Here is a 17,234-nt window from a genome sequence, read left to right as displayed (position 1 = left end):
GTTCAGTCAAGTCTGTGACGAAGGCTCCTGCACTGACGATGTTGCAAGTCGCGTTAGTCCACCATCCGACGCTGCCGTCACGGGAGCCTCCGGTCAAAGCTCGGGATGCATCTCCCGGAACAGCCTTGGCGCAACGCCGAAACGGCGTTCGAAGGCCTCCGAGAGACGTGCGGTTGGAAATAGGCCGACCTGCGAGGCAACAGACTTGAGTGAGAGGCCGCGCGACAGCAACAAGCGTGCCGCGTCGAGCCGGGCGGTCTCGACGAACCTGGCCGGCGTCTGGCCCGTTGCCGACACGAACTTGCGGTGGAAGGTACGTTCGCTCAACCCGGCGCGCTCGGCCAGAGCGGGGACGTCCAGCGTTGCGTCGAGGTTTGCCAGGATCCACCCGATCAGATCGGCGAAGGGGCTGTCTCCCTTGACCTGTGCCTGCAGGACCGGGCTGAACTGTGACTGGTAACCCGGCCGTCGCGCATAGAGGATCAGTCGCTTGGCGACCTCGCCGGCGACGGAAGCATCGAGATCACTCGCAATCATGGCCAACGCCATGTCGATACCGGTGGTGACTCCGGCGGAAGTCCAGATCCGGCCATCAACGACATAGAGCGCGTCCGGATCGACCGTGACGCCCGGGAACCTCTCGGAAAGCGGTTTGCAGGAGTCCCAATGGGTGGCGATGCGATGACCGTCGAGCAGGCCGAGCGCGGCGAGCAGGAAACCGCCCGAGCAGACCGAGCCGAAGCGGACGGCACCGGCGGCAAGTCGGGGAAGGGCTGCGCGCAGGGTCGGCTCTGCGACGGCGGCCAGGAGCGGCTCCCGTTCTGCTCCGGCAACCAGGACCGTGTGTGCTTCTCCCGGCTTCAGATCCGAAATTGTCCGCGTATCAACGGTGATGCCGCTGCTGCTTTCGATGATGCCGCCTTCGGCAGAGACCAGCGTGACCGCGTAGAATACGGACTTCCCCTGTTGGTCGAGCACGCGATTGGCGCTGTTGAAGACCGAGGCCGGTCCCGACACATCGAGCAGTTCGAACCCCGGATAGACGATGAATACGACATGGTGCATTGGCAGAAAGTAGCACCTATTTGACATTTCTGCCATGGGCGGCGGCTGGTAGATTCTGAAAAAGATGAAGGGAGCGCAGACGATTCCGCGACCCATCCAGTAACTTTCCGGGTGAAACAGCCATGTCGAAGCGTGTCATCGTACTTGGAGGTATTGCGGTGGTTCTGCTCGGTCTTGCGGGCTTTGCGGGCTGGATCTTCAGCCTGCCTTCGGCAACCGCCGCCGCCTCCGCGCCCGCGGTGCCGCAAGCTGAGACGGATGCTATGCTGGCCGCTCTCCGCCATGAAGGAGAAGGACGTCCGGTGATCGCCGTTGTCGGGATCAACGACGCTACCGAAACAACCGATTATCTCTTGCCGACGGGCATCCTTCGTCGTGCCGATATCGCCGATGTGGTGTTGCTCGCGACAGAGGAGGGGCCGGTGCAGCTCTATCCGGCGCTCCGGGTGGAGCCGGATGCCACTATCGCCGCCTTCGATGCTGAATATCCCGAAGGGGCCGACTACGTCATCGTTCCGGCGATGAGCCGCGACGACGATCCGGCGATAATGGCCTGGCTGCAGGACCAGTCCCGCAAGGGCGCGCGGATCATCGGGGTCTGTGCCGGGGCCAAGGTAGTTGGCGCGGCTGGTCTGCTCGATCATCGCCGCGCGACCACGCACTGGTACTATCTCGGCGAGATGCTGAAACGCAACCCGAGCATCGAATATGTCTCGGACCGACGCTTCGTATTCAACAAGGGCGTGGTGACAACCACCGGCATCACTGCCTCCATGCCGATGATGCTGACGCTCATAGAGGCGATTGCAGGACGTGCAAAGGCGGAGGCGGTCGCGCGCGACATCGGCGTTGAGGCCTGGGATATGCGCCATGCGAGCGACGCGTTCAGGCTGACCCGGCCCTTTGCGACGACAGTGCTGGCCAACAGGGCTTCGTTCTGGAACCATGATACTTGGGGTATCGCGCTTGAGCCCGGCATGGACGAGGCTGCGCTTGCCCTAGTGGCCGACGCGTGGTCGCGGACCTACCGGTCGAATGCCACGACCCTTGCGCCCTCCACCTCGGCGGTCGTCACGGCCAACGGTGTGCATATCTTGCCGGACGTAGCCAAGACGGACTGGTCGGCGGATAAACACGTCTTGGTCTTCTCCGACCAGAAACCGGCTACGGCGCTCGACCGGACGCTCGATTCGATCACGGCGCGATACGGCGAGGCCACCACCAATGTCGTCGCCATGCAGCTCGAATATCCCCGGTGAGCGGTCCGAACGAAAAAGGCCTTGCCGATTGTCGGGAGACGCCCCGGTCGTACGTCCTTGGGACATGAAGCCCCGGAGGGCGAAAGAAAAAGGACCAAATGAAATGACAAAGACAATCGCAATCCTCGTCGCCCGTCTGATCTTTGGCGGTGCATTTCTGATGGCAACCACGTTCAAGTTCGCCGGCATGGAAGCGACGGCGCAATACATCGCCTCGATCGGTTTCCCGTTCCCGCTTTTCTTCGCCTGGGTGGCGGCCTTGTTCGAACTCGGCCTTGCACTGGCGCTGTTCACCGGCGCGTTCTTTTCCGAAGCGGCGGCGCTCGCCGCGGTCTACGTGCTGTTTCTCGCGTTTGCTTTTCACGGGCCGTCGCGCTGGGAGGCGAACCAGATGGAATTCGGCTTCTTCGTCGATCACTTCACCTTCATCGCCGGCCTTCTGTTCGCGGCCGTTCACGGACCGGGCGAGAAGCTGGCGCTCGGCTGGCGGGTGCGCTGGACCCCGCTGGGACTGCAGCGTGCTTAGGGAGGCTGGTCTCCGCCATTTCAATGTCCTTCTTAGGCTCCCAAGCCATCCTTCAAAAAGGATCACTTTTCAGGGGGCGGACCACCTCAGTCGGAGTGCGGCAATGGGCCCATGTCGGTCAAACTCCATGACTCGTCGCAAGAACCGTGCCGCCAGCCGCTGCCGAACGACCAGCGGGCAAGTCCCAAGGGGAGGGGACATCTCAGCACCCTCCAGCCGATCAGAAGGCGAGATGGGGTCGGTTGAGACCATCATGTTCGGATCGCGGTCGTGTGCTTTGGTGAGCACGCGACCGGGGAGTTACGCCGTCAAGTTGGAGAGTTGCGATGAACATTGATGCATTCGGTCTGGAGAACAAGGTCTGCGTCGTCTCGGGAGCCGGAGGTGGCATCGGTAAGTCGATCGCGCATCGACTGGCTGAGGTAGGTGCGAAGGTTGCGATCATCGACAACAACGCAGCCGCCGGCGATGCCGCCGCCGAAGAATTGAGGGCTTCGGGCGGAATCGCATCAGCATTCCAGTGTGACATCTCGAACCCGGAAAGCGTCGAGACTGCCGCCAAACAGATCGCGGATGCTCTGGGCGGCTGCAACGTGCTGGTGAACAACGCGGCTCTGGTCAAGAATGGCAGTCTAAGCGATCTCAGCCTCGCTGACTGGAATGCCGTGATATCGGTGAACCTCACCGGCTTCTTTTTATGCTCGCAGGTCTTTGGGCGCCAGATGATGGCCGGCGGCGGCGGCAGTATAGTCCATGTTTCGTCGATTGCGGGTTCGATGCCGCAACCGAACAGCGGGGCCTACAGCGTGAGCAAGGCCGGCGTGATGATGCTGTCGCGCCACATCGCACTGGAGTGGGGGGAGGCGGGTATCCGCAGCAACGTCGTCAGCCCGGCGATGGTGATCACGCCAATGTCTCAGACGATCTACGACAATCGCGAGGTCCGGGCGAAGCGGGAGAGCGTGGTGCCGATGCGTCGCATCGGGATGCCGGACGATATCGCCGCCGCTGTACGCTACTTTGCGAGCGATCTCTCACAATACGTTTCAGGACAGGAGATCATTGTCGATGGCGGCTGGAGTTCTGCCCTGCTTGCCATGGTACCGCGCCCCGGCTTCGACAAGGCCAAATAGGCTTGCGATGTCGCAGCCGCAGCAGAGTGTGCGCAGCGTCTGTCACGTGATCGGGGACAGTCAGATCATTGATTTCGAAATAGTCGGTTTGCGGCGACGGATCCCATGCCTCGTCGCGATCTGAGTACACATGCGAAGGAAGAGCAGATGCCTACGCCAGCGGAAGCCGAAGCGGTAATCGAGAATTATTTCGAGGCATGGAATGCCTGCCAGACCGAACGTATTCGCGAGCTCGTCGCCAATCCGGTAGTACGCCACTACGCAGGCAAGACCATATCGATGAACGTCGATGAACAGCTCACCCGCATCAAAGATCGTCACGCCAAATCCAAGCCGGACTTCCAGCCTCTGATCCGGCACTCGGACGGGACATATGTGACCGTCATCTGGAACTGTGCCTACGCCGATGGCAAAAAGACATGTGGCAGCGAGACCTTCAAGGTCATCGACGGGCGGATTGCAGAGGTGTGGAACCCGCTCACGATCGACGAAGGAAACTGGGCCTAGTTCGCTCCGGCTACGTCTCCCAGATGTCGGATGGTTTCATCTCCATCCGGCGTCGGACGTCGCTTTCCAATGTCGGCACTTCTCGCAGTCTGAGAGCCGCAGGCAAGTCGAGTATCTTCCACTTGACAGACAGCCCGGCGATACGCTGGCGCACCCCGTAAATTCGATACGCATTGAATAGCCAATAGAAGTTGGCATTCTTCACTTTCACATTTCGCAGCCGCTCATACCGGGCAAGAGTGTCCGCTTCAGTCAGGAAACCCTTAAGCTCTGGCAGAGGCCCGCCATTTCCGGCGAGAAGCTGGAGATGGCGATCCGCGAACAGAAAGAAGGTGATGTCGATCTCCGGATCGCCCACCATTGCGAGTTCCCAATCCAAGAGTGCGACCGGCTCGAAGTCGCGGAAGATCATGTTGGCGAACCGCGCGTCACCCCAGTTGAAAGCGACAGCATCTTCCCGGGGCAAGTTTGCCCTCAACCAGTCTCTGAGATCGACGACGACCTTTGGCAACGGTGTTCCGGGGAAGAATGTTGCGCCCCAGTCGTAGATCTGCTCCCAGTGTTCGAGGTTCTGGTCGATGCAACTGCGGTTTCTATCGGGCCAGGTGTATGATCCCAGTCCACGCGCTTCCCAGTCGATCGGGGCGAGGCGGGCAATCGTATCGACCGTCGACGTCCACATATGTGCGCGCTGTTCATCAGTGGCGTCGGCCACCCAGCCGGCGTTGTAGTAGATCGGCTTGTCGGCCGCAGACGTGCCCTCTGCATACTCCATCAGGAAGAATGGCCTGCCGATATGGGAGGTGTCTCCCTCGAACCATTTGCCCCTGACGACAGGGTAGCCTTGAATGCCCTCCAAGGCTTTCATCGTATCGTACTGCAGCTTCACATCGTAGTCGCGCAGCAGCGACTCTCCTTTCGGAGGAATGCGCAGGATGTATGTTTCCTGTGGCGCGTCAGGTGACCGACTGAATGAAATCTTATACGTCTCGTTGGACCAGCCGGCCCCATCTGTAGCCTGGGCGATCGGCTGGACAACACTCTGGCCATAGCCGTCTTTGAGACGCAGCCAGGTCTGCAACTGGCCCGTCAGGCTGGCGGAGTCGTCGTCACCGGTGAAGATAGGCAATTACGGGGTTCCTTGAGATAAGGCGTTTCGATCGACTACGAAGCGAGCAGCTTGCTGCGCAGGCGTTCGGCGTAGTCCGGGATCCCAGTGGCAGCAGCAGCGAACTGTGCGATGCCCCCGTGCACGTGCGATATGATATCCAGTGCGGCCTGAAGGTAAGCCTCGTCGGCGAGCAGACCCGGCGCCATAACTTCCGGAGGAAATCGAGAGGATCCCTCGTAGGCGCGATCCCACAGCGTATTGGTGAGAACGTAGTCCTCGAAAACCTTGTCCCGCGGCACGCCCAGCAGCAACTGAATGATAGCGACGGTAAAGCCCGTTCGATCTTTCCCGGCGGTGCAGTGAATCAAGATCGGCTTGTCGGACCTCATCAGGATTGTTTCAAGGGCCGCGCCAAAGCCGAGCGAAGCCTCGCGGCCGAACCGGCGATAGGTGTTTATGATGTTTTCCCGCATCAGTTCAGGGGTCACTTCACGCCCATCGTCCATGGTCATTGACTTCAGAGCTCCCGGCTCCACAGGCGTGGACACAATTTCCAGACCTTCATTCTCTCGTAGATCTGGGAGCGCCTTCGTGCGCTCATCCTTGCCGCGGAGATCGATCACCGTCCTTATTCCGAGCGATTGGAGCTTCTTGACGCCTTCGGCATCCAAGCGACCGAGATGCGCGGACCGATAGAGGAGCCCCCTGGGCATAACCTCTCCATTCAAAGTTGGGTAACCACCGAAATCGCGCAGGTTGGAAACGGTAGGAAGTTGATGACTGCGGACAAACTCGACGTCGGCCATCTTGCTAGCGGCAATCCTTTCTGGAGTGGTCCGTAACTTTCAGCGGCGAGCTATTCATGCCAGACTTGGTCATGACGGCTGTCGCTCCCAATGTGAACGTCCGCGCGTCTCCAGGGTGTCAGGGTTCTTGTCGACGGGGAGTACATTTGCTCTTTCGGCGAGCAGGCGTTCCGTGATGCCGCGTCCTACGCCTTGACCGGCCCCGGTCACGATCGCAGTCCGGCCCTCCAATCCCCGCATTGTCTTCCCTTGAGTTCCTGCCTGGAACACGGCCAGTCTTTTCTGCGTATAGACATCCCGCCCTTCATCAGTCCCCTGAATGAGGGACGAGCTGAACGAAGTCCGTTAGCCGGGCGACATCTTGGAAGAAATCAAGAGTAAGGAGTTCCCTTCCGCGGCATCCATTCATGCCTTCAAGACCGACAATCCGCTTGAGGCGTACCCGGCGGCGGTTCGAGCCGGATACGGGACAAAATGCGCTATTCGGTGTAGGTTCCCGCCTCAAACGGCCGCTTCGAAGAATAGTCGCCGTCATTTCTGCCGGTGAAGAAACCTGATGTCAGCCCGTCGTCAATCGGCAGCGTGGTACCTGTCGTGTAGGAGGCAGCATCGGACACAGGATATACGACCGGCATGTCGCCGAAATCGGCGGATTTGGGACAAAACGGGCGTATGCGAGCCGGCGAATTTAGGAGAGTGTCGAGGTGGAAAGCCCTGAAAACAAACAAAAACCTAGATACTTCAAGGCTCCGATTATCGCCGTCGCGCCGATGATGGACTGGACGGATCGGCATTGCCGGTTCCTGCACCGCCAGCTCACGCGCCGCGCGCTGCTCTATACCGAGATGGTAGTGGCCGATGCGGTGATCCATGGCGAGCGCGAGCGGCTTCTGGGTTTCGATCCCGCCGAGCATCCCGTGGCGCTGCAACTCGGCGGCAGCGACCCGGAGAAGCTGGCCGAGGCGGCAGAGATCGGCGCCGCCCTCGGCTATGACGAGATCAACCTGAACGTCGGCTGTCCGTCCGACCGCGTGCAGTCGGGAACTTTCGGGGCATGCCTCATGAGGACGCCCGACCTGGTTGCAGGGTGCGTCGCCGCGATGAAGGCGGCGGTCGATGTGCCGGTCACGGTGAAATGCCGGCTGGGCGTGGATGAGCAGGACATCGAGTTAGCACTCGACGCGCTGGCCGACGGCGTATTCGACAATGGCGCGGATGCGCTCTGGGTCCATGCGCGCAAGGCGTGGCTGGAAGGGCTGAGCCCGAAGGAGAACCGGGACGTCCCGCCGCTCGATTATTCCCGCGTCTACCGGCTGAAGGAGAGGTATCCGGGCAGGTTCGTCGGCATCAATGGCGGCATACCGGATCTGGATGAGGCGAAGCGACATCTGGCGCATGTCGACGGCGTGATGCTTGGCCGTGCCGCCTACCATACGCCCGGCGTGCTGGCGGACGTCGACAGCGCCATCTACGGCGAAGCGGCCCTTGCAGTGGACTACGCCCTCCTGATCGAGCGGATGGCGAACTATGCCGACCGTCACATAGCGCGCGGCGGGCGCCTTGGACACGTGACCCGCCACATGGTCGGCCTGTTCCACGGCCGCCCCGGCGCGCGGCGCTATCGGCAGATCCTCTCGACGGAGGCGACGCGGCCTGGCGCGGACGCGTCCGTGCTCCACCGGGCCTTCGCCGCGGTGGATTTGGGGTCCGCCGCCGAGGCGGCCTGATCTGAAAACAGGGGGCAATTCGCTGCACCCCGCCATCGGCAAACGCAACGTTAAGTTTTGTCCGGCAAGGTAAACGCCGGGGAAATTCTTTCAGTGGCAGTTTATCGAGGGGGCAGATGGCGTCGCTCAACACGAAGATCACGGGCGGAGTCGCCCTTGTGGGGCTGATCAGTGCCCTGACCGCCGGCACCGGCATCTACATTGCCACGTCCCTGAGCGACGGGCTCGAGAATTCGCTCCAGTCAGCCCAGGTCCTGCGCTACCACATGCACGCGGACATGATGCATGACGCGCTGCGGGGGGATGTCGTGTCCGCCATGCAATCGTCGACGATCGGCATCGGCTTCGACAGCAAGGAAATCCGGGCCGATTTCGAAGAGCATTCCACGGCATTCTCCGAAGACATCGCGACCGCAAGGCGGCTCGCGACCGATCGCGCCATCATCACGGCGCTCGATTCGGTGGCCGAACCGCTGCGCGCATACAAGGAAGCGGCCGTGGCGATCATAAGCGAGACGGAAGCCTCCAGTTTCGGGGCACAGGAGATGTTCCCCGCCTTCAAGGAACAGTACGAGGCGCTCGAAGTCGCGATGGCCGAAGCCTTCGAGGCGATCGAAACCGTGGCCGCGGCCGAGGCGAACGCGGCCGTCGCCACCGGATCTGTCGCCGAAGGCATCATGGGAGGCCTGCTGGCCATGGGCCTGCTGATTGCCGGAGGCATCGCGCTGGTTTCGCGCCGGCAGGTGGTGAAGCCATTGCAGGAGGTAACCGACGTGCTCGACCGTCTGTCCAAGGGCGACCTGACGGCCGAACCGCCGCGCACCGAGCGCAGCGACGAGATCGGCCGCATGAACCAGGCGTTGCGGGCGTTTCACCAGGCCGTCGTCGAAAGGCAGGCCGAACTGGAAGCGGCGGACCAGCGCGAGGCATTGGAAGTGGAGCGCGCCCGCAGCGAAGCCCTGCGTGCCGAATCCGAACAGGCGCAGACACAGGTCGTATCCTCGATCGCGCACGGGCTGGCGAGCCTCTCGCGCGGTGACTTCACCGTCAACCTGGACCAGCCGTTCCCGCCTGCATATGAGAAATTGCGGGGCGACTTCAACGTGACAGTCTCGACGCTGTCCGACACGCTCGGCGCGATCCTCTCCACGGTGGGCGCGATCCGCGACAGTTCGGGCGAGATCTCGCGCGCCGCGGACGATCTGTCGCTGCGCACGCAGCAGCAGGCGAGCGGGCTGGAAGAGGCGGCCGCCTCGCTGGGCGAGATTACCGAAACCGTCCACCAGACGTCGGCCGGAGCGCAGGAGGCGAACGCCGCGGTGCTCAGCGCCAACGGCGAGGTCGACCGCGGCGGGCAGATCGTAAAACAGGCGATCGACGCCATGAGCGGCATCGAGAAGTCGTCCGGCGAAATTGCGCAGATCATCGGCGTCATCGACGAGATCGCCTTCCAGACAAATCTGCTCGCCCTGAACGCAGGCGTCGAAGCCGCGCGCGCCGGCGATGCGGGGCGCGGCTTCGCGGTGGTGGCGCAGGAAGTCCGGGCGCTGGCGCAGCGATCCGCCGAAGCCGCCAAGGAGATCAAGGGACTGATCTCGACCTCGACCGAGCAGGTCAACAGGGGCGTCGATTTCGTCGGCGAGACCGGCAAAGCGCTGGGGAGCATCGCCGAGCAGGTCGCGAAGGTGAACGCGATCGTCTCCGGCATCGCCAGTTCCGCGCGCGAGCAGGCTTCCGGCATCGGCGAGATCAACACTGCCGTCGACCAGATGGACAAGGTCACGCAGCAGAATGCCGCGATGGTCGAGGAAACCACGGCCGCGAGCCATCAGCTTGCGCGCGAAGCCGAGGCGCTGGACGAACTCTTGTCGCGGTTCAGGATATCCGGAGACCGAAAGGCTCCGAGCTCATCCTCTTCCCCGGGGCGCGCGGCGGTCAAGATGTCCTATACGACCGACGGCAATGCGGCAAAGAAGGTCAGCGTTCCAGCCGAGCCGGACGGTTGGGAGGAGTTCTGACCGGGTCTCATCCTCTGCCGCTGAACGGCCGGGCTTTGTCCGGCCGTGTTGCTTTCAGGCGGACCGCGGCGCCAGACTGCCGACGGTAGCGCGTCCTGCGCGAGGGAGAACCCGTCTTGCTGCCGACGGAAATGCCATTGACGGAGATCCTGAGTTTCGCCGCGGGCGTGGCCGCGGCGGGCGTCGTTTCGGGCCTGCTCGCCGGCATATTCGGCATCGGCGGCGGAGCGGTGCTCGTGCCGGTTTTCTACCAGGCGATGGGGCCGCTCGGCATAGACGAGGCGGTGAGGATGCATGTCGCGGTCGGTTCGTCGCTGGCACTCATCGTGCCCACGTCGCTGCGGTCGTTCCAGGGGCACCATGCACGCGGGGCGGTCGACATGGAGCTTCTGCGCAGCTTCCTCGTCCCGGTACCGGCCGGCGTGATCGTCGCGGCGCTGATCGCGGCCTACATCTCCAGCGAGGGACTGCGGCTGATCTTCGCCCTCATCGCGCTGGCCGTCGGGCTGAGACTCGCCTTCAACCGCGAGAGCTGGCGCCTCGGCAGGACAATTCCGGGCAATCCGTGGCGGGTGATCATCGGCTTCCTGATCGGGCTCTTCTCGGCGCTGATGGGCATCGGCGGCGGCGTCATGAACAACACCTTCATGTCGCTCTACGGCCGGCAGATGCATCAGGCGGTCGCTACGTCGTCGGGGGTCGGCGTGCTGATCGCCATTCCCGGAACCATCGGCTACGTCTGGGCCGGATGGGGCGACCCGCTCCTGCCGGTGGCGTCCACCGGCTACGTCAACTGGATCGCCGTCGGCCTCATATTCCCGATCACGATCCTGGTGACACCATTCGGCGTGCGCATCGCGCATGCCATGAAGCGTCGGCATCTGGAGATCGCCTTCGGTAGCTTCCTTCTGTTCGTCTCGGCGCGGTTCTTCATCAGTCTCTACGGGTAGAAACCGGCAGGGCATGCGTCGAAATGCGGGTCAGTCTCGCAGGATCAACAGGTCTCTGCGCACGTCGAAACCTGACAGCGAGCCGATGAAGTTCATGCCGAGCAGGCTCTGCGACAGCGTGCCGGGCGCGGCGACGAGCACGGGCAGGCGGCTCCTGCTGATCGACCCGACGCGGACCTCGTCCACGGTTGCCCGCGCCGCGCGGGCGATGCCGTTGGCGGTGGAAACCGGGATCGCGAAATTCAGGGCATCGACGTCGATGCCGACGCGGCCGGCGTCGGCGGCGCTCAGCACGGTGGTGGTGGCGCCGGTATCGACCAGGAAATCGACCGTCACGCCGTCGACTTCCGCCCGCGCTCCGAAGTGTCCGTCCGAGAGTTTTTCGAGCCGGACGGTCGCCTCGCCGTCGGCCGACATGACCGAAACCGGGCTGCCCGGGACGAAGCCGGCGGTGAGGCGGCTCGCCACGTCCTGGAGTTCGTAGCGGTACTGGTAGCCGCCGACGAGCACGAGCAGGATCACGAGCCAGGCTGCGATGGTCTTCACGTTGCTTCCCATCGAGGTGCGGCGGCTGACGAGGCCCGTGCCGATGACCAGCGCGATCACGCCGAGATAGAGCACGCCGGCGAAGGCGCCGCTCTCCATGCCGAAGACGCTGCCGGCGTCGTTGGTGGCGATCAGCAGGACGAGCCCGCCCGCCAGGAGCGACATGGCGATCCAGAAGATGGGCATCAGCCGTCCGCCACGTCGCGCTCGCGCGCCATGCGGGCACGCCGCGTCTCGCGCCGGGGACGGCGCACCACCGTTTCCAGGCGCCCGGGAAGGACATCCATGATCTCCCTGCGTTCCAGGGAGCTCATCTCGATCCAGCGGCTGATCTCGCCGCGAGTGCGACCGCATCCGAAACAATATCCGGTCTTGTCGTCCATCGAACAGACGAGAATGCAGGGAGTTTCGATCATGCCCATGGGCTGCCTTCTTCGACGTTTCCACATGGTGCAGAAACGGCGCGGTTGCAAGGGAGAGGTCACTGGCTTGAGCCGTGTCCGCCGCCGTTGTGCCCGGGGCGGCGAAGGGCTATTGCCGCCGCAGGCGAACACCCGACGCGAGTTTTCCAGATGACGACCGGCATACCCTTCGACGATTTTCGAGCGCTCGCGGCAAACGTGCCCGGTTTCGGCGACGACATATCGACCGCTGCCCGGACACGGCTCGAACGGGTCGATCCCGACGGCAGGCTGGGCATCCTTGGCGAAACCGCGCTCTGGCTGGCTACCTGGGGTGGACGCATGCCGCCGGCCGTCAACCGGCCGCAACTGGCAGTCTTCGCCGCCAATCACGGCGTAGCCCGCCATGGGGTCGACGCCAGCCCGGTTTCGGCGACGGCGGCCCTGGTGGAGCATTGCGCGGCGGGCGGGGCGCCCGTGAACCAGATCTGCGTCTCCAACGACGTCGGCCTGAAGGTCTACGATCTGGCGCTCGACCTGCCGACGGGCGACATCACCGCCGGTCCGGCGCTGGACGAACGCGGCGCAGCCGCCACGATGGCCTTCGGCATGGAAGCCACGGCAGGCGGCATGGATCTGCTTTGCATCGGCTCGATCGGCGTCGGCGGTTCGACTTCGTCGGCAGCGGTGCTGGCAGCGCTCTTCGGCGGGGATGTGCGGGACTGGATTCCCGCGGAGGCCGACGAACTGGTGGCCGGTCGGCAGCTATCAGCGGTCAACCGCGCGCTGAAGACCCATGCCGGACGGCTGTCCGATCCCTTCGAAGCGCTTCGGCGGCTCGGTGGGCGGGAAAGCGCTGCGATCGTTGGCGCAATCCTCGCGGCACGCGCGCAGAAGATACCCGTCATCCTCGACGGCCTGACGGCGACCGCGGCGGCGGCGGCGCTCCACGCCGCCAACCCGCGCTCGGTCGATCACTGCCGGCTGGCGACGGCGCCGGCCGACCCGGCGCACCGGAAAGCGGCCGAACGTATCGGTCTGCGACCGGTGCTGTCCGTCGATCTGGATCTTGAAGCCGGCGCGGGTGCCGCGCTGGCGGTCGGCTTCCTCAAATCGGCCGCCCTCTGCCTTTCGGGCATGCAACCGTTGCCGGGCAGCGTCTGAACGGTTTCAGCAGGTCAACCCGCCGCCTTGCGGCGGAGCGGCTCGGTCTGCGCCGCGAGAAGAACGCGCTCGGCGGGGAATATGGCGATCGCCTCCGTCCCCTCGCGTAGCTTGGAATTCAGCTCCAGTCTTCCGCCGTGCATGTCGAGCAGACCCTGGACGATCGGAAGGCCGAGGCCCGTCCCCTGTTCGGCACTCTTGATTGCGATCGATCCCTGCCCGAATGCAGAGAGCACCACGGGTATTTCGTCAGCCGGTATGCCGGGACCGTTATCCTTCACCGAGATGTACTGGCCACCGCCGGCGGTCCATCCCACCCGCACGCGAACCTCCCCGCCCGTCGGAGCGAATTTCACCGCGTTGGAGAGCAGGTTCAGCGTGATCTGGCGCACCGCACGCTCGTCGGCCCTGAGCGGCGGCAGGTCCTGTTCGAACTGCTGCACGATGCGCAGGTCCTTGTTGCGGGCCTTCAGTTCTATGAGGTGGCAGCAGTCCTCCACCGTTTCGACGATTTGGAGCGGCTCTTCGTGCAACTGATAGCGGCCCGCCTCGATCCGGGAGATGTCGAGGATCTCGTTGATGAGGTCGAGCAGGTGCTCGCCGGAATCATGGATGTCTCGGGCGTAGTCGCGGTAGGTCGGGTTCGGCAGCGGTCCCAGCACTTCCTTTGCCATGACTTCCGAGAAGCCGAGGATGGCGTTGAGCGGCGTGCGCAACTCGTGGCTCATCGAGGCGAGAAAGCGCGACTTGGCGAGATTGGCTTCCTCGGCGCGGCGGCGCGCCTCGTCCGAGATCGCGTTCGCCGTCTCCAGTTCCGCGATCAGCCCGTCCTTTTCGGTCCGGAACGACAGGAGCATGACGGCGGAGCGGTGCAGGTGGCTGGAGACATAGCTGAAGAAGGGCAGGGAAGCCGCCAGCAATGCGGCCATGACCGCTTCAACCGGCAGCCACAAATGAACACCGAGGATGACATAGGCTGCCACCGGCATGGCGAAGGTCGCCTCCATGGCGCCTCGCAGTGCATAGGCGAGGATCGCGGTGGCGGCGATCGCAAGAAGGAGGATGGCGGCCTTGATGATCGGGAACTGGCCGATCTGGCAGTCGCTGCATCCCATGCCGGAGAACCAGACCCAGCATAGCCCCGTGACGGCATGCGCTACGAGGAACCAGAGTCTGACTTCCGAAACGTCGATCTCGCTGGCTTCCGTGCGGCTGATACCCTGCGCATACCAGGCAAGCCCCGCGTACGCCGCCACTGTTGTGGCTGCCCACAGGACGACGATCGCCCCCATGCCGACGAAGAGGCCGGCGAGGGCCACGACGACGGCGAGAAGGGGGAGCACGATGGCACTGCCGGTCAGGGCGCCGGCGTGCAGCTTGATCATCTCGCGATCGAAGGCCGGGTTTCCCGGCTGTTGCGACAGGCGGTCGCGCGTTTCCCGCACGGTTCGCGCGACGTCGGCGTTGCGACGCGCCTTCGTGCGGTCCACGATGTTCTTGTCCGCTGTGTTCGAGCGTGTGGGGGCCATTCAAGCCGGCAGAACCATTCGATTGTTCCCGGTGAAATTACTTTCGAATGGTTAAGAGACCCTTCTGCCGCCGTCCCCGAGCCTCGGGACCGGTGGCGGTGAGCGGGCATGTTCATGTAGGAGAGGACACGATCGCATCGATCGGTGCTGGAATGGGAGAGATCGGTTGAAACTGTTCGACGGAGGCAAGGCGCCCAATCCGCGCCGGGTACGCGTTTTTCTGGCCGAGAAGGGCATCGATGTGCCGCTCGAGCCTGTGGACATGGGTGCGATGGGGCATCGCGGCCCGGAGGTAACCGGTCGCAATCCCCTGCAAAGACTGCCGGTCCTCGAACTGGACGACGGAACGATCCTGACGGAATCCGTCGCCATCTGCCGCTATTTCGAGGAGCTTCATCCCGAACCCGCGCTTTTCGGCCGGGGCGCGCTGGGCCGGGCGAAGGTCGAGATGTGGCAGCGCCGCATGGAGCTGAACCTCCTCATGTGCGTCGCGCAGGCGTTCCGGCACATGCATCCCGCGATGAAGGAATGGGAAGTCCCGCAGGTGGCGGAATGGGGCGAAGCCAACAAGCCGCGCGCGCTCGATTTCCTGCGCATCCTGGACCGGGAACTGGCGGAGCGGGAATTCGCGGCCGGAGACGGATACTCGATCGCCGACATCACCGGACTGATCGCGATGGACTTCATGAAGCCGGCGCGCATCGAACTGCCGGAGGAATTCGGCAACGTCCGCCGCTGGTATGGCGCATTGTCGGCGCGCCCCAGCGCCAGAGCCTGACCGAACGTTGAGCGACGGCCTCGACGATCTCGTCGCGCAAATCCGCGCGTGCCGGATCTGCCGCGACGAGCCGGTCGGCGCGCCGCTGCCGCATGAACCGCGGCCAGTCGTCGTGCCGTCCGACACCGCGAGGATCCTGATCGCGGGGCAAGCGCCGGGATTGCGGGTGCACGAGACCGGGCTCCCGTTCAACGACCGCTCGGGCGACCGCCTGCGCGACTGGCTCGGCGTGACGCGCGAGGAATTCTATGATCCTTCGCTCTTCGCGATCGTGCCGATGGGCTTATGCTTCCCGGGCTATGACGCCACGGGGAGCGACCTGCCGCCGCGCCGCGAGTGTGCTCCCGCATGGCGCCGGACGCTGATCACGGCGATGCCGCAGGTGACGCTGGTCCTGGCCATCGGCCAGTATGCGCAGGCCTGGCATCTCGGAGATCGGCGTGAGAAGTCGCTGGCGGCGACAGTGGCGAACTGGCGTTCGATCTTCGAAAGCGCCGGGCACCCGCGGCACCTGCCTCTGCCGCATCCATCCTGGCGCAATACCGGGTGGCTGAAGAAGAACCCGTGGTTCGAGGCGGAACTGCTTCCGGTGCTGCGCAGCGAAATACGGATGCGCCTGTAGCCGGAAAAATAGCAGCGGAGGCGCCAACGATGGACAGCGGAAAGAAAAATTTTCTTGTGGCTGCTACGGAAGGGGCTAGATTCGGGGAAGTTTTTCCTGGAGCCGGATTCGATGGACCGCCTCGACAAGAAGATCCTGCGCCTCCTTCAGGAGGACTCCACCCTCGCCGTGGCCGACGTTGCCAAGAAGGTGGGGCTTTCGACCACGCCGTGCTGGCGGCGGATCCAGAAGCTGGAAGAGGAGGGCGTCATCCAGCGGCGCGTGGCGATCCTAAATCCGCAGAAGATCAATACGCGCGTCAACGTCTTCGTCTCGATCCGCACGAACGCGCACAGCCACGAATGGCTGAAGCGGTTTTCGGAAGTGATCCAGGAATTCCCGGAGGTCGTGGAGTTCTACCGGATGAGCGGAGACGTGGACTATCTGATCCGGGTGGTCGTTCCCGACATCGCCGCCTACGACGCCTTCTACAAGAAGCTGATCGCCAAGATCGAGATCCGCGACGTCTCGTCGGCTTTCGCCATGGAGCAGATCAAGTATACGACCGAGATGCCGCTCGATTACATGGTTCTGGACAAGGAGACGAATTCCAGCGCCGCGTGAGCGGCCGAGCAGGGAGGATCGACATGAAGCGGGTTCTGACGGGACTGGTCGCGGCGCTGTCGCTCCTCTGCGGCGCAGCGTTCGCAGCCGGCGACGATGTGGTCACGGTCGAGACCACGAACGCTTACGATGACGTCGCGGCGGCGATCGAGAACGCCATCGTCAACCGGGGCTACGTCATCGACTACCGCGGCCATGTCGGCGAGATGTTGCAGCGGACTGCAACCGACGTCGGCGCGACGAAGGATCTCTATTCGGACGCCGAGTTCTTTGCCTTCTGCTCGGCGGTACTGTCGCGCAAGGTCATGGAGGCCGAGATCGGCGACATAGCCTATTGCCCCTATGTCGTGTTCGTCTACGAGGCTGCCGCCGCGCCGGGCAAGGTGACGGTGGGGTTCAGGAAACTGCCGCCGGGCGGCCCCCGCGACGAGGTGAACGATCTCCTGACCGGGATAGTCGAGGAAGCCGCGGAAGGGTTCTAGCCGCAGT

At 63.6% G+C, this 17,234-nt stretch carries 18 protein-coding genes; 12 read left to right on the top strand and 6 right to left on the bottom strand.

Annotated features, from left to right (window positions below):
* Positions 1-93 precede the first annotated feature (93 nt).
* Positions 94-1,065 (bottom strand): GlxA family transcriptional regulator, encoded by a 972-nt coding sequence (locus tag ABGN05_RS26885; RefSeq protein WP_367957107.1) that lies wholly within the window; start codon positions 1,063-1,065, stop codon positions 94-96.
* 122 nt (positions 1,066-1,187) lie between these two features.
* On the opposite strand from ABGN05_RS26885, the gene ABGN05_RS26880 reads away from it, so the two are divergent.
* From ABGN05_RS26880 to ABGN05_RS26865, 4 genes are all read left to right on the top strand, one after another.
* The gene (locus tag ABGN05_RS26880; protein ID WP_367957106.1) at positions 1,188-2,324 is read left to right on the top strand and encodes a DJ-1/PfpI family protein; all 1,137 of its coding nucleotides are present in this window, start codon (positions 1,188-1,190) and stop codon (positions 2,322-2,324) included.
* Positions 2,325-2,427: 103 nt separating this feature from the next.
* Positions 2,428-2,850: a DoxX family protein gene (locus tag ABGN05_RS26875; RefSeq protein WP_367957105.1), complete on the top strand. Its 423-nt coding sequence runs from the start codon at positions 2,428-2,430 to the stop codon at positions 2,848-2,850.
* Between the two features lie 326 nt (positions 2,851-3,176).
* The gene (locus ABGN05_RS26870; protein ID WP_367957104.1) at positions 3,177-3,983 is read left to right on the top strand and encodes an SDR family NAD(P)-dependent oxidoreductase; all 807 of its coding nucleotides are present in this window, start codon (positions 3,177-3,179) and stop codon (positions 3,981-3,983) included.
* 147 nt (positions 3,984-4,130) lie between these two features.
* Positions 4,131-4,490 carry a nuclear transport factor 2 family protein gene (locus ABGN05_RS26865; protein ID WP_367957103.1) on the top strand — a complete coding sequence of 120 codons (360 nt, stop codon included), beginning with the start codon at positions 4,131-4,133 and terminating at the stop codon, positions 4,488-4,490.
* A gap of 10 nt (positions 4,491-4,500) precedes the next feature.
* Here the strand turns inward: ABGN05_RS26865 and ABGN05_RS26860 are convergent, their stop codons facing one another.
* The gene (locus ABGN05_RS26860; RefSeq protein WP_367957102.1) at positions 4,501-5,619 is read right to left on the bottom strand and encodes a phosphotransferase family protein; all 1,119 of its coding nucleotides are present in this window, start codon (positions 5,617-5,619) and stop codon (positions 4,501-4,503) included.
* A gap of 35 nt (positions 5,620-5,654) precedes the next feature.
* Positions 5,655-6,407 carry a tyrosine-protein phosphatase gene (locus tag ABGN05_RS26855; protein ID WP_367957101.1) on the bottom strand — a complete coding sequence of 251 codons (753 nt, stop codon included), beginning with the start codon at positions 6,405-6,407 and terminating at the stop codon, positions 5,655-5,657.
* A gap of 704 nt (positions 6,408-7,111) precedes the next feature.
* On the opposite strand from ABGN05_RS26855, the gene dusA reads away from it, so the two are divergent.
* From dusA to ABGN05_RS26840, 3 genes are all read left to right on the top strand, one after another.
* Complete coding sequence (dusA, locus tag ABGN05_RS26850; RefSeq protein WP_367957100.1) at positions 7,112-8,134, top strand: tRNA dihydrouridine(20/20a) synthase DusA; 1,023 nt, start codon at positions 7,112-7,114, stop codon at positions 8,132-8,134.
* Positions 8,135-8,250: 116 nt separating this feature from the next.
* Positions 8,251-10,152 (top strand): methyl-accepting chemotaxis protein, encoded by a 1,902-nt coding sequence (locus tag ABGN05_RS26845; RefSeq protein WP_367957099.1) that lies wholly within the window; start codon positions 8,251-8,253, stop codon positions 10,150-10,152.
* Between the two features lie 131 nt (positions 10,153-10,283).
* Positions 10,284-11,102, top strand: a complete 819-nt coding sequence (locus ABGN05_RS26840) for a sulfite exporter TauE/SafE family protein (RefSeq protein ID WP_367957197.1) — start codon at positions 10,284-10,286, stop codon at positions 11,100-11,102.
* A gap of 30 nt (positions 11,103-11,132) precedes the next feature.
* Here the strand turns inward: ABGN05_RS26840 and ABGN05_RS26835 are convergent, their stop codons facing one another.
* Both ABGN05_RS26835 and ABGN05_RS26830 read right to left on the bottom strand, forming a co-directional pair.
* Entirely contained in the window at positions 11,133-11,834 is a 702-nt protein-coding gene (locus ABGN05_RS26835) for a TIGR02281 family clan AA aspartic protease (RefSeq protein WP_367957098.1), read from the bottom strand.
* Positions 11,834-12,070: a DUF1289 domain-containing protein gene (locus tag ABGN05_RS26830; protein WP_367957097.1), complete on the bottom strand. Its 237-nt coding sequence runs from the start codon at positions 12,068-12,070 to the stop codon at positions 11,834-11,836. Before ABGN05_RS26830 ends, ABGN05_RS26835 begins: the two co-directional genes overlap by 1 nt.
* 150 nt (positions 12,071-12,220) lie before the next feature.
* Between ABGN05_RS26830 and ABGN05_RS26825 the strand changes: the two genes are divergently transcribed.
* On the top strand, positions 12,221-13,213 hold the full coding sequence (locus ABGN05_RS26825) for a nicotinate-nucleotide--dimethylbenzimidazole phosphoribosyltransferase (protein WP_367957096.1): 993 nt from the start codon (positions 12,221-12,223) through the stop codon (positions 13,211-13,213).
* A 14-nt stretch (positions 13,214-13,227) separates the two neighbouring features.
* On the opposite strand, the gene ABGN05_RS26820 is transcribed toward ABGN05_RS26825, so the two are convergent.
* Positions 13,228-14,742, bottom strand: coding sequence for a sensor histidine kinase (locus ABGN05_RS26820; RefSeq protein ID WP_367957095.1), 1,515 nt, complete (start codon positions 14,740-14,742; stop codon positions 13,228-13,230).
* Between the two features lie 166 nt (positions 14,743-14,908).
* Here ABGN05_RS26820 and ABGN05_RS26815 point away from each other — a divergent pair, with 166 nt between their 5' ends.
* The 4 genes from ABGN05_RS26815 (at position 14,909) to ABGN05_RS26800 (ending at position 17,227) form a co-directional block, all read left to right on the top strand.
* Positions 14,909-15,520, top strand: coding sequence for a glutathione S-transferase (locus ABGN05_RS26815; RefSeq protein ID WP_367957094.1), 612 nt, complete (start codon positions 14,909-14,911; stop codon positions 15,518-15,520).
* Positions 15,483-16,142 (top strand): uracil-DNA glycosylase family protein, encoded by a 660-nt coding sequence (locus ABGN05_RS26810; protein ID WP_367957093.1) that lies wholly within the window; start codon positions 15,483-15,485, stop codon positions 16,140-16,142. The genes ABGN05_RS26815 and ABGN05_RS26810 overlap by 38 nt, the downstream gene beginning before the upstream one ends.
* Positions 16,143-16,253: 111 nt before the next feature.
* Entirely contained in the window at positions 16,254-16,745 is a 492-nt protein-coding gene (locus ABGN05_RS26805; protein WP_367957092.1) for an Lrp/AsnC family transcriptional regulator, read from the top strand.
* A 23-nt stretch (positions 16,746-16,768) separates the two neighbouring features.
* The gene (locus tag ABGN05_RS26800; RefSeq protein ID WP_367957091.1) at positions 16,769-17,227 is read left to right on the top strand and encodes a DUF302 domain-containing protein; all 459 of its coding nucleotides are present in this window, start codon (positions 16,769-16,771) and stop codon (positions 17,225-17,227) included.
* Positions 17,228-17,234: the final 7 nt, after the last annotated feature.

Source organism: Aquibium pacificum (assembly GCF_040839445.1).
GTDB classification, from domain to species: domain Bacteria; phylum Pseudomonadota; class Alphaproteobacteria; order Rhizobiales; family Rhizobiaceae; genus Aquibium; species Aquibium pacificus.
Note: the sequence above shows the minus strand (reverse complement) of the source record. Positions and strands in the feature narration are given on the sequence as shown.

Excerpts from the sequence above, each read along its gene's own strand:
- ABGN05_RS26865 (WP_367957103.1), top strand. The coding sequence starts at position 4,131 with ATGCCTACGCCAGCGGAAGCCGAAGCGGTAATCGAGAATTATTTCGAG.
- ABGN05_RS26885 (WP_367957107.1), bottom strand. The coding sequence starts at position 1,065 with ATGCACCATGTCGTATTCATCGTCTATCCGGGGTTCGAACTGCTCGAT.
- ABGN05_RS26855 (WP_367957101.1), bottom strand. The coding sequence starts at position 6,407 with ATGGCCGACGTCGAGTTTGTCCGCAGTCATCAACTTCCTACCGTTTCC.
- ABGN05_RS26800 (WP_367957091.1), top strand. The coding sequence starts at position 16,769 with ATGAAGCGGGTTCTGACGGGACTGGTCGCGGCGCTGTCGCTCCTCTGC.
- ABGN05_RS26870 (WP_367957104.1), top strand. The coding sequence starts at position 3,177 with ATGAACATTGATGCATTCGGTCTGGAGAACAAGGTCTGCGTCGTCTCG.
- ABGN05_RS26830 (WP_367957097.1), bottom strand. The coding sequence starts at position 12,070 with ATGGGCATGATCGAAACTCCCTGCATTCTCGTCTGTTCGATGGACGAC.
- ABGN05_RS26845 (WP_367957099.1), top strand. The coding sequence starts at position 8,251 with ATGGCGTCGCTCAACACGAAGATCACGGGCGGAGTCGCCCTTGTGGGG.
- ABGN05_RS26840 (WP_367957197.1), top strand. The coding sequence starts at position 10,284 with ATGCCATTGACGGAGATCCTGAGTTTCGCCGCGGGCGTGGCCGCGGCG.
- ABGN05_RS26875 (WP_367957105.1), top strand. The coding sequence starts at position 2,428 with ATGACAAAGACAATCGCAATCCTCGTCGCCCGTCTGATCTTTGGCGGT.
- ABGN05_RS26835 (WP_367957098.1), bottom strand. The coding sequence starts at position 11,834 with ATGCCCATCTTCTGGATCGCCATGTCGCTCCTGGCGGGCGGGCTCGTC.
- ABGN05_RS26805 (WP_367957092.1), top strand. The coding sequence starts at position 16,254 with ATGGACCGCCTCGACAAGAAGATCCTGCGCCTCCTTCAGGAGGACTCC.
- ABGN05_RS26825 (WP_367957096.1), top strand. The coding sequence starts at position 12,221 with ATGACGACCGGCATACCCTTCGACGATTTTCGAGCGCTCGCGGCAAAC.
- ABGN05_RS26880 (WP_367957106.1), top strand. The coding sequence starts at position 1,188 with ATGTCGAAGCGTGTCATCGTACTTGGAGGTATTGCGGTGGTTCTGCTC.
- ABGN05_RS26810 (WP_367957093.1), top strand. The coding sequence starts at position 15,483 with ATGGCGCATTGTCGGCGCGCCCCAGCGCCAGAGCCTGACCGAACGTTG.
- ABGN05_RS26820 (WP_367957095.1), bottom strand. The coding sequence starts at position 14,742 with ATGGCCCCCACACGCTCGAACACAGCGGACAAGAACATCGTGGACCGC.